This window comes from Dryocola baronae (genome assembly GCF_051297175.1).
Taxonomy (GTDB): domain Bacteria; phylum Pseudomonadota; class Gammaproteobacteria; order Enterobacterales; family Enterobacteriaceae; genus Dryocola.
Map to the genome: position 1 here is coordinate 1,198,497 of NZ_JBINNY010000001.1, position 14,731 is coordinate 1,213,227.

The 14,731-nt window shown below is 52.3% G+C and carries 9 protein-coding genes, 1 tRNA gene, 2 rRNA genes and 1 other annotated feature; of the genes, 8 read left to right on the forward strand and 4 right to left on the reverse strand.

Going from position 1 to position 14,731, the window contains the following annotated elements; genetic code table 11:
* Positions 1 to 8 precede the first annotated feature (8 nt).
* Both tyrA and ACSPHG_RS05510 read left to right on the forward strand, forming a co-directional pair.
* Complete coding sequence (gene tyrA / locus ACSPHG_RS05505) at positions 9 to 1,130, forward strand: bifunctional chorismate mutase/prephenate dehydrogenase (protein WP_435952510.1); 1,122 nt, start codon at positions 9 to 11, stop codon at positions 1,128 to 1,130.
* A gap of 72 nt (positions 1,131 to 1,202) precedes the next feature.
* Positions 1,203 to 2,078 (forward strand): SMP-30/gluconolactonase/LRE family protein, encoded by an 876-nt coding sequence (locus ACSPHG_RS05510; RefSeq protein WP_435952511.1) that lies wholly within the window; start codon positions 1,203 to 1,205, stop codon positions 2,076 to 2,078.
* A 32-nt stretch (positions 2,079 to 2,110) separates the two neighbouring features.
* On the opposite strand, the gene pheA is transcribed toward ACSPHG_RS05510, so the two are convergent.
* From pheA to bamD, 4 genes are all read right to left on the reverse strand, one after another.
* On the reverse strand, positions 2,111 to 3,271 hold the full coding sequence (gene pheA, locus ACSPHG_RS05515) for a bifunctional chorismate mutase/prephenate dehydratase (RefSeq protein ID WP_435952512.1): 1,161 nt from the start codon (positions 3,269 to 3,271) through the stop codon (positions 2,111 to 2,113).
* A 21-nt stretch (positions 3,272 to 3,292) separates the two neighbouring features.
* Positions 3,293 to 3,418, reverse strand: a sequence feature (Phe leader region).
* Positions 3,370 to 3,417: a pheA operon leader peptide PheL gene (gene pheL / locus ACSPHG_RS05520; protein WP_202306931.1), complete on the reverse strand. Its 48-nt coding sequence runs from the start codon at positions 3,415 to 3,417 to the stop codon at positions 3,370 to 3,372. It overlaps the preceding feature by 48 nt.
* A 106-nt stretch (positions 3,419 to 3,524) precedes the next feature.
* Positions 3,525 to 3,866 (reverse strand): ribosome-associated translation inhibitor RaiA, encoded by a 342-nt coding sequence (raiA, locus tag ACSPHG_RS05525; protein ID WP_435952513.1) that lies wholly within the window; start codon positions 3,864 to 3,866, stop codon positions 3,525 to 3,527.
* A gap of 272 nt (positions 3,867 to 4,138) precedes the next feature.
* Positions 4,139 to 4,876 carry an outer membrane protein assembly factor BamD gene (gene bamD / locus ACSPHG_RS05530; protein ID WP_435952514.1) on the reverse strand — a complete coding sequence of 246 codons (738 nt, stop codon included), beginning with the start codon at positions 4,874 to 4,876 and terminating at the stop codon, positions 4,139 to 4,141.
* 131 nt (positions 4,877 to 5,007) lie between these two features.
* Between bamD and rluD the strand changes: the two genes are divergently transcribed.
* The 6 genes from rluD (at position 5,008) to ACSPHG_RS05560 (ending at position 14,721) form a co-directional block, all read left to right on the forward strand.
* Positions 5,008 to 5,988 (forward strand): 23S rRNA pseudouridine(1911/1915/1917) synthase RluD, encoded by a 981-nt coding sequence (gene rluD / locus ACSPHG_RS05535; RefSeq protein ID WP_435952515.1) that lies wholly within the window; start codon positions 5,008 to 5,010, stop codon positions 5,986 to 5,988.
* Positions 5,985 to 6,716, forward strand: a complete 732-nt coding sequence (yfiH, locus tag ACSPHG_RS05540; protein WP_435952516.1) for a purine nucleoside phosphorylase YfiH — start codon at positions 5,985 to 5,987, stop codon at positions 6,714 to 6,716. Before rluD ends, yfiH begins: the two co-directional genes overlap by 4 nt.
* Before the next feature lie 130 nt (positions 6,717 to 6,846).
* Positions 6,847 to 9,420, forward strand: a complete 2,574-nt coding sequence (clpB, locus tag ACSPHG_RS05545; RefSeq protein WP_435952517.1) for an ATP-dependent chaperone ClpB — start codon at positions 6,847 to 6,849, stop codon at positions 9,418 to 9,420.
* A gap of 470 nt (positions 9,421 to 9,890) precedes the next feature.
* Positions 9,891 to 11,432 (forward strand): 16S ribosomal RNA (locus tag ACSPHG_RS05550).
* An 85-nt stretch (positions 11,433 to 11,517) separates the two neighbouring features.
* Positions 11,518 to 11,593 (forward strand) — tRNA-Glu (locus tag ACSPHG_RS05555).
* 220 nt (positions 11,594 to 11,813) lie between these two features.
* Positions 11,814 to 14,721, forward strand: a 23S ribosomal RNA gene (locus tag ACSPHG_RS05560).
* Together the 16S and 23S rRNA genes with 1 tRNA gene alongside form the textbook arrangement of a ribosomal RNA operon.
* The last annotated feature ends 10 nt before the right edge of the window (positions 14,722 to 14,731 follow it).

Here is a 14,731-nt window from a genome sequence, read left to right on the forward strand (position 1 = left end):
GTTTTACTATGGTTGCTGAATTGACCGCGCTGCGCGATCAAATCGACGAAGTGGATAAGGCGCTGCTGGATCTTTTGGCCAAGCGCCTGGAGCTGGTAGCGGAAGTTGGCGAAGTCAAAAGCCGCTACGGATTACCGATTTATGTTCCCGAGCGTGAGGCCTCGATGCTGGCATCGCGCCGTAAAGAAGCGCAGGCGCTCGGCGTTCCTCCGGATCTCATTGAAGATGTGCTACGTCGCGTAATGCGCGAGTCCTACTCCAGCGAGAACGATAAGGGCTTCAAGACGCTTTTCCCGGCCCTGCGTCCGGTGGTAATTGTCGGCGGCGGTGGGCAGATGGGCCGTCTGTTCGAGAAGATGCTCACTTTGTCTGGCTACCAGGTGCGCATCTTCGAGAAGGCTGACTGGCCGCGTGCTGAAGAGCTTATGGCCGATGCGGGTATGGTTATTGTCAGCGTGCCGATTCATCTGACCGAGCAGGTTATCGCTCAGTTGCCGCAGCTGCCAGAAGACTGTGTGCTGGTCGATCTGGCATCGGTGAAGAATGGCCCTGTGCAGGCGATGCTGGCCGCGCACAAAGGCCCCGTTTTGGGCCTGCACCCGATGTTTGGGCCGGACAGCGGCAGCCTTGCAAAACAGGTAGTGGTATATTGCGATGGCCGCCAGCCGGAAAATTATCAGTGGTTCCTGGAGCAGATTCAGGTGTGGGGCGCGCGTTTGCATCGTTCCAGTGCCGTTGAACACGATCAGAACATGGCGTTTATCCAGGCGCTGCGCCACTTCGCGACCTTTGCCTATGGCCTGCATCTGGCAGAAGAAAACGTTAATTTGGAACAGCTGTTGGCGCTTTCTTCTCCTATTTATCGTCTTGAGCTGGCGATGGTAGGGCGACTGTTTGCCCAGGACCCGCAGCTTTACGCAGATATTATTATGTCGTCAGAGAGCAATCTGGCGCTGATCAAACGCTATTACAAACGTTTTGGCGAGGCGATTGGCCTGCTGGAAAATGGCGATAAACAGGCTTTTATCGACAGCTTCCGCAAGGTTGAACACTGGTTCGGGGATTACGCCCAGCGCTTCCAGAGCGAGAGCCGGACATTGTTACGCCAGGCTAATGATAGCCGCCAGTAATCGCAAAAAGGTTTTATAATCAAAGCCAGTGGGAAAGCCCGCTGGCTTTTTTTTGCGATAAGGATACCTAAGATGGCGCAGCCGCAAGTCCTGTTTGATTACACCGGTCACCTGCCGGAATGCCCTACGTGGCACGCCGAGGAGCAAAGTCTTTACTGGACCGACATTCTTGAAAACGAAATCCATCGCTACCACACGGTTAGCGGCAAGCATGACGTCATCCAGTTTTCTGAAGAGGTAGGATGCTTTGCGTTTCGCGAGGCTGGAGGGTTTATCGTAGCGCTGCGAAGCGGTATCTACCTGACCAATCGAACCGGTCTGATTACCCAGAAAATTTGTGATAACCCGAGCAATCCTGAACTTGCCCGATTCAACGACGGCGGCACCGACCGGGAAGGGCGCTTTTATGCGGGTACTTTCTGGGGGCCGGGCGACTATAACGGTGCTTTGCTGTGCCGTATCGACAATGACTTAACGCCTCATGTCATTCAGCACGATATTCATGGTGCGAATGGTCTCGCCTTTAGCGAAGACAAAAAGTGGATGTACACCTCTGATACACCAAACGCGGTGATTTACCGCACGCCTCTGGACGAGCAGGGCGAGCCTGGTGTGAGGCAGGTATTCAGGCGGTTCGCTCCTGGAGAGGGTATTCCCGATGGCGCAGCCGTAGATAGCGAAGGCTGCTACTGGACGGCATTGTTTGACGGCTATCGTATTGCCCGACTATCTACAGAAGGTGAGCTATTGGAAGAATATAGGTTGCCGGTACGTTGCCCGACGATGGTGTGCTTCGGCGGTGAAGACATGAAAACGCTGTTTATCACCACCACGCGGGAAGATATGGAAGAGGCTGAGCTGGCAGAGCGCCCGCTTTCAGGCGCTATCTTTTCGCTTCAGGTAGCCGTGGCGGGTATGCCGAAGCCAAAGTTTAAAGAGACCCGGTAAGCCAGCCTGACGCTGGCTCACCGGAGCCAGCGTCAGGCTGGATCGACAGGCACAACGTTTTCGCTCGGATAGCTGCCGAGCACCTTCATGGAGCGGGTAATCTCGCCCAGCTCTCGCAGGGCCTTTTGCATCTGGGCATCTTTCAGGTTGGCCTGAATGTCCAGATAAAACATCTCTTCCCACGGGTTGCCGTTGATTGGGCGAGATTCCAGCTTAGTCATAATCAGGCTGTGATTACGCAGAACAAGCAGAGCCTCTACCAGCGCACCCGCCTGTTGACCGGTGGCTATCAGCAGCGTGGTTTTGGCTGGAACCTGTTCGGACACATCAATTGCCTTACGTGCCAGAACGATGAAACGAGTGATGTTTTGCGTCTGGTTAGCCAAATTACGCTCTAGCACCTGCAGGCCGTATAGCGCACCGCCCGCTTCGCTTCCCAATGCCGCAACATATGGCGAGTTTGCCTGGGCCACTTTTTCCATGGCGGCGGAGGTACTTTCACAGTATTCAATCTTCCAGTTCGGGTAGCGGTTAATGAACTGGCTGCACTGCTGGAAAGGCTGCGGATGGCTGTAGACGGTGTCGATTTTATCCAAATCTGTTGTGCCGCTGACCAAAACGCAGTGGTCGATAGGAACCGTCATTTCACCTACGATGGAAAGGCTAGTGTGCTGGAGTAAATCGTAGACGTCGTTGATGGCGCCCGAACTGGTGTTTTCAATCGGCACTACCGCGTAGTCTGCCTGGCCAGTTTCCACCTGATTGAAAATGTCATGGAACTTGGCACAGCCGCTTTCAATAAACTGTTCGAAATGGCGCGCGGCGTACTGGCGGGCCGCAAGGTGAGAGTAAGAACCTTTTGGGCCGAGGAAAGCGACGCGGGCGGAGTGTGGGTTGGTTTTATTGAGGTGCTGCTGTAGCAATGCCTGCTGGGTAAGAACTGAATCTTCAATAATGAGCTGGAACAGACGAGTAATGTAATGAGCGTCCAGATGATGTGCTTTTCCCAGCTGAATCAAACGTTCGAGCAAATCCCTTTCGCGGTCGATATCGCGCACCGGGCGGTGAGACTCAAGTTTCGCCTTACCCACTTCTACCGCCAGCCCGCGGCGTTCCGCCAGCATCGCCAGCAGCTTTATATCCAGGGCGCTGATTTTATCGCGCAGAGCCAGTAAGGGGTTTGTCTCAGTCATAACGCTACCTTTTCGATGTCCATAAAAAAGGCCTCCCGTTTTGGGAGGCCTGTTTGTTCGTCTTCACATTCTTTATCACACGACGAATTGCCTCCCAGTCAGGGGAAGGTAAAAAAGAATGCGAAGAAAAACGGTTGATGTCTCATGGGCTGATTCCTGACAAGTATGAGGGTTAACTTACTCGCTCTGTTTTCAACCTGTCAATAAAAAACGCGCCCGGAGGCGCGTTGCTAAGTAAATTAACTGTTGAGACTTACTCTTCTTCAGATTCTTCTGCGAAGGCAACATCTTTCACTGAACCGGTGGTGCGACGCGCTTCACCTTTGTGCTGCACTTTATTTAACTGCCGCTCCAGTTTATTGATTAATTCGTTGATGGCCGTGTACATGTCATCATGCTTGGCGCTCGCAACGAGCTGTCCATTCGGCGTACTGATTGTGGCGTCTGCCACGAAACCCTGCGGTTCTTTGGACAAGATAATGTGCGGATTAATTAGATGTGTTTGCCACTTGTCCAATTTGCTGAGACGGTCCGCGACGTGCTGACGAATAGCTGGGGTGATTTCCATTTGCTTGCTGGTAATGTTCATTGTCATAAAGTTACCTCTTGTCTTTCCCGTCTTGGTAACTCCAGCATACCTCTCTCAATGTCAAAATGTGTGATCAAAATCACGTTATTTTGTCACTTTTTGTCAAGGAAGCCTTTTTGTGAGTCAGGACAGGATATCTGTCGATATCGCTTGTGGAAGTCAGAAATAGCGTCCATATTTGATGGGATGACCTGACGCTAAACCGTTTCAGTTTCGCGTTTCAGGCAAAAAAAAAACGGCAGCCACTGGCTGCCGTTTTGTGTTTCTGGCTGCGTAAATCAGGTATTGCTGCTGTTCGCGGCAATGATTTTAGCAACTTTGTCAGCCTGACCCGGCATTTGCATTTCGCGATACGCGTTTTCCATCAGCTTCAAGCCATCGCGAGTGGCCTGGGTATCTGGGAAATCGCGCAGCATGCCTTCAACACGGTTAACTACTGCCACCCACGCGCCGCGTTTAGTGTAGTATTGCGCCACGGAAAGCTCATATTTCGCCAGACGATCTTTCAGGAACACCAGACGCTTGGTGGCATCGGTGACGTACTGGCTGTTTGGGTAACCGCGAACCAGTTTTGAGAAATCGTTGAAAGCGTCGCGCGCGTGCTGCGGATCTCGGTCAGAACGATCTACGCCGAAGAAGCCCTGCAATGCGCTGTCATCCAACGCCATGTCCGTCAGGCCACGCATATAAAGTACGTAGTCGATATTCGGATGGGTAGGGTTAAGACGCATGAAGCGGTCAATTGCCGCCTGAGCCAGCGGCAGGTCAGCATTTTTGTAGTAAGCGTAAATCAGATCTAACTGCACTTGCTGTGAGTAAGGGCCGAACGGATAACGGTTATCCAGAGCTTCCAGTTGCGTTATCGCCGCTTTAAAGTTACCGTCCTGCAACTTTTGCTGAGCAGTCGCATAGATCTCAGAAGGTGGATTATCAGGAACCTCATCCTTGGAACTGGAGCAACCAGCCAAAGCCAGGCTCAACGTGGCAGCTGCCACCAGATATTTCATACGCGTCATGACGTTTTGACTTTCCTCAGAATGTTATTCCGGGAGGCTCGCAGTTCCAGCTCCCGATAAAGACCAGCTACAATAGCACACTATATTAAACGGCATTGCCGTAAAACCCAACGTTAACGAAGAAGCTGTCTATGGCACAACTAGTACAACTCAACGCAACAGTATCCGAATCTCAACTCGGTCAACGCTTAGATCAGGCTTTGGCCGAATTGTTCCCGGATTATTCACGTTCGCGTATAAAAGAATGGATTCTTGACCAGCGCGTGCTGGTCAATGGCAAAGTCAGCGACAAACCGAAAGAAAAAGTGTTGGGTGGAGAAAGCGTTACCATCAATGCCGAAATCGATGAGGATGTACGCTGGGAAGCGCAGGATATCCCACTCAACATTGTTTACGAAGATGATGACATTCTGGTCATCAACAAACCTCGTGACTTCGTTGTTCATCCCGGTGCCGGAAACCCGGACGGGACGGTTCTGAACGCGCTGCTGCACTATTACCCACCGATTGCCGATGTACCGCGTGCGGGCATCGTACACCGACTGGATAAAGACACCACCGGGCTGATGGTCGTGGCGAAAACCGTTCCAGCCCAAACGCGTCTGGTGGAATCTCTGCAGCTGCGTGAAATCACTCGTGAGTACGAAGCGGTGGCTATCGGTCATATGACTGCGGGCGGCACCGTAGAAGAGCCCATTAGCCGTCACCCCACCAAGCGCACCCACATGTCGGTTCACCCAATGGGTAAACCCGCGGTGACCCACTACCGCATAATGGAACACTTCCGCGTTCATACGCGTTTGCGTCTGCGTCTGGAAACCGGCCGTACTCACCAGATTCGCGTGCACATGGCTCATATCACGCATCCATTGGTAGGCGATCAGCTCTACGGTGGCCGTCCGCGTCCGCCAAAAGGTGCATCGGAAGAATTTGTGGCAGTCCTTCGCAAGTTCGATCGTCAGGCACTGCACGCCACGATGCTGCGTCTTTACCACCCGATCAGCGGCATGCTGATGGAATGGCATGCGCCAATTCCACAGGATATGGTGGAGCTTATCGAAGCGCTGCGTGTAGATACTGAACTGCATAAGGATCAACTGGACTGGTTATGAGCAAACCGATCGTTCCGGAATGGCCGATTCCGCAAGGCGTCGGCGCCTGTAGTTCGACACGTATCGGCGGGGTGAGCCTGGCACCGTACGACTCGCTAAATCTGGGCGCGCACTGTGGCGATAACCTGGAGCACGTCGAGGAGAATCGTCGTCTTTTTTATGCCGCTGCGAATTTCCCTGCTAAGCCGGTTTGGCTAGAGCAGGTGCATGGCAAAGCGGTGCTGAAACTGACCGGTGAGCCATACGCTTCAAAACGTGCAGATGCATCCTACAGCGATATTCCGGGTACGGTTTGTGCGGTTATGACGGCAGATTGTTTGCCGGTGCTATTCTGTAATAAAGCCGGAACAGAAGTGGCAGCCGCACATGCGGGTTGGCGCGGTTTGTGCGAGGGCGTCCTCGAAGAGACCGTGGCCTGCTTTAAAGATCGCCCGGAAAATATCATTGCCTGGCTTGGGCCCGCCATTGGTCCCGAAGCCTTCGAGGTTGGCCCGGAAGTCCGCGAAGCTTTTATGGCTAAAGATGTTAAAGCCGCTGCGGCTTTCCGTCAGGCGGGCGAGAAATATTACGCTGATATCTATACCTTGGCACGTCAGCGTCTTGCGAATGTAGGCGTCGAACAGGTCTACGGCGGCGATCGTTGTACCCACAGCGAAGCAGGCGATTTCTTCTCTTATCGTCGGGACAGAACCACCGGCCGTATGGCAAGTTTTATTTGGCTGATATAACCTATAGAATCAAGACGATCCAGTGCGGGTAACTCAACGCTCACATATTTCAGGTCATTAACCTTGAATAATTGAGGGATGACCTCATTTAATCTCCAGTAGCAAATTTGACCTGTCTATGGGAGGAGTTATGCGTCTGGATCGTCTTACCAATAAATTCCAGCTTGCTCTAGCCGACGCCCAGTCCCTGGCGCTCGGTCACGATAATCAATTCATCGAACCTCTGCACTTGATGAGCGCACTGCTCAATCAGGAAGGAGGATCCGTACGTCCTTTACTGACCTCCGCTGGCGTTAACGCGGGGCAGCTGCGCACGGCAATCGAACAGGCTTTGAGCCGCTTACCGCAGGTTGAAGGAACTGGCGGTGACGTGCAGCCTTCTCAAGATTTAGTGCGCGTTCTTAACCTGTGCGACAAGCTTGCACAAAAACGAAACGATAATTTTATCTCGTCAGAACTCTTCGTTCTGGCCGTGCTCGAGTCGCGTGGCACATTGACTGACCTTTTGAAATCAGCGGGCGCCACCACGGCCAACGTGACAGCTGCGATTGAGCAAATGCGTGGAGGTGAAAACGTGAATGATCAAAATGCCGAAGACCAACGTCAGGCATTGAAAAAATATACCGTCGATCTGACCGAGCGGGCCGAGCAGGGCAAACTTGACCCGGTCATCGGCCGTGATGAAGAAATTCGACGCACTATCCAGGTTTTGCAGCGCCGTACCAAAAACAACCCGGTTTTAATCGGTGAACCAGGCGTAGGTAAAACCGCTATCGTTGAAGGGCTGGCGCAGCGCATCATTAATGGTGAAGTGCCGGAAGGCCTGAAAGGCCGCCGAGTATTGGCACTTGACATGGGCGCGCTGGTGGCCGGAGCTAAATACCGCGGTGAATTTGAAGAGCGTTTGAAAGGCGTGCTCAATGACCTCTCTAAACAGGAAGGTAATGTCATTCTGTTTATTGATGAGCTGCACACCATGGTTGGCGCGGGTAAAGCCGACGGTGCGATGGATGCGGGCAACATGCTTAAACCTGCGCTGGCTCGCGGTGAGCTGCATTGCGTAGGTGCCACCACTCTTGATGAATATCGTCAATACATAGAGAAAGACGCCGCTCTTGAGCGCCGTTTCCAGAAAGTGTTTGTAGCTGAGCCGTCTGTTGAAGACACCATCGCGATCTTACGTGGCCTGAAAGAACGCTACGAATTGCACCACCATGTGCAGATTACGGACCCGGCAATTGTCGCGGCGGCTACACTGTCGCACCGCTATATTGCCGATCGTCAACTGCCGGACAAAGCCATCGACCTTATCGATGAAGCGGCGTCCAGCATACGCATGCAGATTGACTCGAAGCCGGAAGAGCTAGACCGCCTCGATCGTCGTATCATCCAGCTCAAGCTGGAACAGCAGGCGCTGAAGAAAGAGTCTGACGAAGCGAGCCAGAAGCGTCTGAGCATGCTTGAAGAGGAGCTAGCTCAGAAAGAGCGTGAATATTCTGTGCTGGAAGAAGAATGGAAAGCCGAGAAAGCCTCGCTTTCCGGAACGCAAACTATTAAAGCAGAGCTTGAGCAGGCGAAAATCGCCATCGAGCAGGCTCGTCGCGTAGGCGATCTGGCCCGTATGTCCGAATTGCAGTACGGGGAAATTCCTGAACTGGAAAAACAGCTGGCTGCCGCCACCCAGAGTGAAGGCAAAACCATGCGCCTGTTGCGTAATAAAGTAACGGACGTGGAAATTGCCGATGTTCTTGCGCGCTGGACCGGTATTCCGGTTGCCCGCATGCTTGAAGGTGAACGAGACAAACTGCTGCGCATGGAAAAAGATTTGCACAAGCGTGTTATCGGCCAGGATGAAGCTGTTGAGGCCGTATCTAACGCGATTCGTCGTAGCCGTGCAGGGTTGTCGGACCCTAATCGCCCAATTGGCTCGTTCCTGTTCCTTGGCCCGACAGGCGTGGGTAAAACCGAGCTTTGCAAAGCGCTAGCGAACTTTATGTTTGATAGCGACGATGCGATGGTGCGTATCGATATGTCCGAGTTTATGGAAAAACACTCCGTCTCGCGTCTGGTTGGGGCACCTCCTGGCTATGTCGGTTATGAAGAAGGGGGATATCTGACAGAAGCGGTTCGCCGCCGCCCTTATTCTGTGATTCTGCTGGATGAAGTTGAGAAGGCGCACCCGGATGTGTTCAACATCTTGTTGCAGGTGCTTGATGACGGCCGATTAACGGACGGGCAGGGCAGAACGGTCGACTTCCGTAATACCGTTGTGATTATGACTTCTAACCTGGGCTCCGATTTAATTCAGGAGCGCTTCGGTGAACTGGATTACGGACACATGAAGGATTTGGTGCTGGGTATTGTGAGCAACAGCTTCCGTCCTGAATTCATTAACCGTATAGATGAAGTCGTGGTATTCCACCCGCTCGGCGAACGGCACATTGCTTCAATTGCACAAATTCAGCTGCAGCGGCTGTACAAACGTCTGGAGGATCGCGGCTATGAAGTCACTATCTCTGACGACGCGCTTAAGCTGCTTAGTGAAAATGGCTATGACCCGGTATATGGTGCTCGGCCGTTGAAACGTGCAATTCAGCAGCAAATCGAGAACCCACTGGCTCAGCAAATCCTCTCAGGTGAGCTGATTCCGGGGAAACTGGTTAAGCTGGAAGTAAAAGATAACCATATTGTGGCAGTGCAGTAAGTCACAAAAACTAAATAAACGAGCCCTTCGGGGCTCGTTTTTGTTTATAAACCAGGCGATTTAGATTTAAATATACCTTTGCTGCCTATAAAACGACCGATCGATAAGTTTTTTAAAATTTGTACTTGTCAGCCTCCGAAAAATCCCTATACTGCGCCTCCACTGACACGGCACAACGGCTTACAAACCGGCCCGTCAGTCAGACGAAAGCGAAAATAAACGCTTGACTCTGAAAGAGGAAAGCGTAATATACGCCACCTCGAGTTAACCGGCGAAAGCGGCTAACTCACTGCTCTTTAACAATTTATCAGACAATCTGTGTGGGCACTCGCAGGATTGATATCTCAGTACCTTCGGGTACAAAAAAATATCAAGTCTTGAAGAGTGACCAAGCAGTAATTCATTTAGTTGAATTATTACGAAAGTTAATTTTTGAGCACCGCTTCACGAGTTGAAGCAAATCAAGCTTTTAATTGAAGAGTTTGATCATGGCTCAGATTGAACGCTGGCGGCAGGCCTAACACATGCAAGTCGAGCGGCAGCGGAAAGTAGCTTGCTACTTTGCCGGCGAGCGGCGGACGGGTGAGTAATGTCTGGGAAACTGCCTGATGGAGGGGGATAACTACTGGAAACGGTAGCTAATACCGCATAACGTCGCAAGACCAAAGAGGGGGACCTTCGGGCCTCTTGCCATCAGATGTGCCCAGATGGGATTAGCTAGTAGGTGGGGTAATGGCTCACCTAGGCGACGATCCCTAGCTGGTCTGAGAGGATGACCAGCCACACTGGAACTGAGACACGGTCCAGACTCCTACGGGAGGCAGCAGTGGGGAATATTGCACAATGGGCGCAAGCCTGATGCAGCCATGCCGCGTGTATGAAGAAGGCCTTCGGGTTGTAAAGTACTTTCAGCGAGGAGGAAGGCATTGTGGCTAATAACCGCAGTGATTGACGTTACTCGCAGAAGAAGCACCGGCTAACTCCGTGCCAGCAGCCGCGGTAATACGGAGGGTGCAAGCGTTAATCGGAATTACTGGGCGTAAAGCGCACGCAGGCGGTTTGTTAAGTCAGATGTGAAATCCCCGGGCTCAACCTGGGAACTGCATTTGAAACTGGCAAGCTTGAGTCTTGTAGAGGGGGGTAGAATTCCAGGTGTAGCGGTGAAATGCGTAGAGATCTGGAGGAATACCGGTGGCGAAGGCGGCCCCCTGGACAAAGACTGACGCTCAGGTGCGAAAGCGTGGGGAGCAAACAGGATTAGATACCCTGGTAGTCCACGCCGTAAACGATGTCGACTTGGAGGTTGTTCCCTTGAGGAGTGGCTTCCGGAGCTAACGCGTTAAGTCGACCGCCTGGGGAGTACGGCCGCAAGGTTAAAACTCAAATGAATTGACGGGGGCCCGCACAAGCGGTGGAGCATGTGGTTTAATTCGATGCAACGCGAAGAACCTTACCTACTCTTGACATCCACAGAATTCGGTAGAGATACCTTAGTGCCTTCGGGAACTGTGAGACAGGTGCTGCATGGCTGTCGTCAGCTCGTGTTGTGAAATGTTGGGTTAAGTCCCGCAACGAGCGCAACCCTTATCCTTTGTTGCCAGCGGTTCGGCCGGGAACTCAAAGGAGACTGCCAGTGATAAACTGGAGGAAGGTGGGGATGACGTCAAGTCATCATGGCCCTTACGAGTAGGGCTACACACGTGCTACAATGGCGCATACAAAGAGAAGCGACCTCGCGAGAGCAAGCGGACCTCATAAAGTGCGTCGTAGTCCGGATCGGAGTCTGCAACTCGACTCCGTGAAGTCGGAATCGCTAGTAATCGTGGATCAGAATGCCACGGTGAATACGTTCCCGGGCCTTGTACACACCGCCCGTCACACCATGGGAGTGGGTTGCAAAAGAAGTAGGTAGCTTAACCTTCGGGAGGGCGCTTACCACTTTGTGATTCATGACTGGGGTGAAGTCGTAACAAGGTAACCGTAGGGGAACCTGCGGTTGGATCACCTCCTTACCTAATAGATACAACCCGCGTAGTGCTCACACAGATTGTCTGATAGATGTAAAGAAGCAAGGCGTCTTGCGATTGAGACTTCAGTGTCCCCTTCGTCTAGAGGCCCAGGACACCGCCCTTTCACGGCGGTAACAGGGGTTCGAATCCCCTAGGGGACGCCACTTGCTGGTTTGTGAGTGAAAGTCGCCAACCTCAATATCTCAAAACTGACTCTGAGAGTTATGTTTGAGATATTTGCTCTTTAAAAATCCGGAACAAGCTGAAAATTGAAACGACATGTCGTCTCATTCCTCCGTAATAAGGAATGGGAATACGATATGTTCGAGTCTCTCAAATTTTCACAACGTCGATTGTGTCTTACGAGACACCTTCGGGTTGTGAGGTTAAGCGACTAAGCGTACACGGTGGATGCCCTGGCAGTCAGAGGCGATGAAGGACGTGCTAATCTGCGATAAGCGTCGGTAAGGTGATATGAACCGTTATAACCGGCGATTTCCGAATGGGGAAACCCAGTGTGATTCGTCACACTATCGTTAAGCCAATACATAACTTAACGAAGCGAACCGGGGGAACTGAAACATCTAAGTACCCCGAGGAAAAGAAATCAACCGAGATTCCCCCAGTAGCGGCGAGCGAACGGGGAGCAGCCCAGAACCTGAATCAGTTTGTGTGTTAGTGGAAGCGTCTGGAAAGTCGCAGGGTACAGGGTGATACTCCCGTACACTAAAATGCACATTCTGTGAGTTCGAAGAGTAGGGCGGGACACGTGGTATCCTGTCTGAATATGGGGGGACCATCCTCCAAGGCTAAATACTCCTGACTGACCGATAGTGAACCAGTACCGTGAGGGAAAGGCGAAAAGAACCCCGGCGAGGGGAGTGAAACAGAACCTGAAACCGTGTACGTACAAGCAGTGGGAGCCTCATTTATGGGGTGACTGCGTACCTTTTGTATAATGGGTCAGCGACTTATATTCTGTAGCAAGGTTAACCGTATAGGGGAGCCGCAGGGAAACCGAGTCTTAACTGGGCGTTAAGTTGCAGGGTATAGACCCGAAACCCGGTGATCTAGCCATGGGCAGGTTGAAGGTTGGGTAACACTAACTGGAGGACCGAACCGACTAATGTTGAAAAATTAGCGGATGACTTGTGGCTGGGGGTGAAAGGCCAATCAAACCGGGAGATAGCTGGTTCTCCCCGAAAGCTATTTAGGTAGCGCCTCGTGAATTCATCTTCGGGGGTAGAGCACTGTTTCGGCTAGGGGGCCATCCCGGCTTACCAACCCGATGCAAACTACGAATACCGAAGAATGTTATCACGGGAGACACACGGCGGGTGCTAACGTCCGTCGTGAAGAGGGAAACAACCCAGACCGCCAGCTAAGGTCCCAAAGTCATGGTTAAGTGGGAAACGATGTGGGAAGGCACAGACAGCCAGGATGTTGGCTTAGAAGCAGCCATCATTTAAAGAAAGCGTAATAGCTCACTGGTCGAGTCGGCCTGCGCGGAAGATGTAACGGGGCTAAACCATGCACCGAAGCTGCGGCAGCGACACTATGTGTTGTTGGGTAGGGGAGCGTTCTGTAAGCCGTCGAAGGTGAACTGTGAGGTTTGCTGGAGGTATCAGAAGTGCGAATGCTGACATAAGTAACGATAAAGCGGGTGAAAAGCCCGCTCGCCGGAAGACCAAGGGTTCCTGTCCAACGTTAATCGGGGCAGGGTGAGTCGACCCCTAAGGCGAGGCCGAAAGGCGTAGTCGATGGGAAACAGGTTAATATTCCTGTACTCGGTGTTACTGCGAAGGGGGGACGGAGAAGGCTATGTTAGCCGGGCGACGGTTGTCCCGGTTTAAGCATGTAGGCGGAGAGTTTAGGTAAATCCGGACTCTTATTAAACGCTGAGGTGTGATGACGAGGCACTACGGTGCTGAAGTAACAAATGCCCTGCTTCCAGGAAAAGCCTCTAAGCATCAGGTAACATCAAATCGTACCCCAAACCGACACAGGTGGTCAGGTAGAGAATACCAAGGCGCTTGAGAGAACTCGGGTGAAGGAACTAGGCAAAATGGTGCCGTAACTTCGGGAGAAGGCACGCTGTCGTTAGGTGAAGCGATTTACTCGTGGAGCTGAAGGCAGTCGAAGATACCAGCTGGCTGCAACTGTTTATTAAAAACACAGCACTGTGCAAACACGAAAGTGGACGTATACGGTGTGACGCCTGCCCGGTGCCGGAAGGTTAATTGATGGGGTCAGCCGCAAGGCGAAGCTCTTGATCGAAGCCCCGGTAAACGGCGGCCGTAACTATAACGGTCCTAAGGTAGCGAAATTCCTTGTCGGGTAAGTTCCGACCTGCACGAATGGCGTAATGATGGCCAGGCTGTCTCCACCCGAGACTCAGTGAAATTGAACTCGCTGTGAAGATGCAGTGTACCCGCGGCAAGACGGAAAGACCCCGTGAACCTTTACTATAGCTTGACACTGAACACTGGTCCTTGATGTGTAGGATAGGTGGGAGGCTTTGAAGCGTGGACGCCAGTCTGCGTGGAGCCAACCTTGAAATACCACCCTTTAATGGCTGGTGTTCTAACGTAGACCCGTGATCCGGGTTGCGGACAGTGTCTGGTGGGTAGTTTGACTGGGGCGGTCTCCTCCTAAAGCGTAACGGAGGAGCACGAAGGTTAGCTAATCACGGTCGGACATCGTGAGGTTAGTGCAAAGGCATAAGCTAGCTTGACTGCGAGAGTGACGGCTCGAGCAGGTGCGAAAGCAGGTCTTAGTGATCCGGTGGTTCTGAATGGAAGGGCCATCGCTCAACGGATAAAAGGTACTCCGGGGATAACAGGCTGATACCGCCCAAGAGTTCATATCGACGGCGGTGTTTGGCACCTCGATGTCGGCTCATCACATCCTGGGGCTGAAGTAGGTCCCAAGGGTATGGCTGTTCGCCATTTAAAGTGGTACGCGAGCTGGGTTTAGAACGTCGTGAGACAGTTCGGTCCCTATCTGCCGTGGGCGCTGGAGAATTGAGGGGGGCTGCTCCTAGTACGAGAGGACCGGAGTGGACGCATCACTGGTGTTCGGGTTGTCATGCCAATGGCATTGCCCGGTAGCTAAATGCGGAAGAGATAAGCGCTGAAAGCATCTAAGCGCGAAACTTGCCCCGAGATGAATTCTCCCTGACTCCCTGAGAGTCCTGAAGGAACGTTGAAGACTACGACGTTGATAGGCTGGGTGTGTAAGCGTAGCGATACGTTGAGCTAACCAGTACTAATGATCCGTGAGGCTTAACCTTACAACACCGA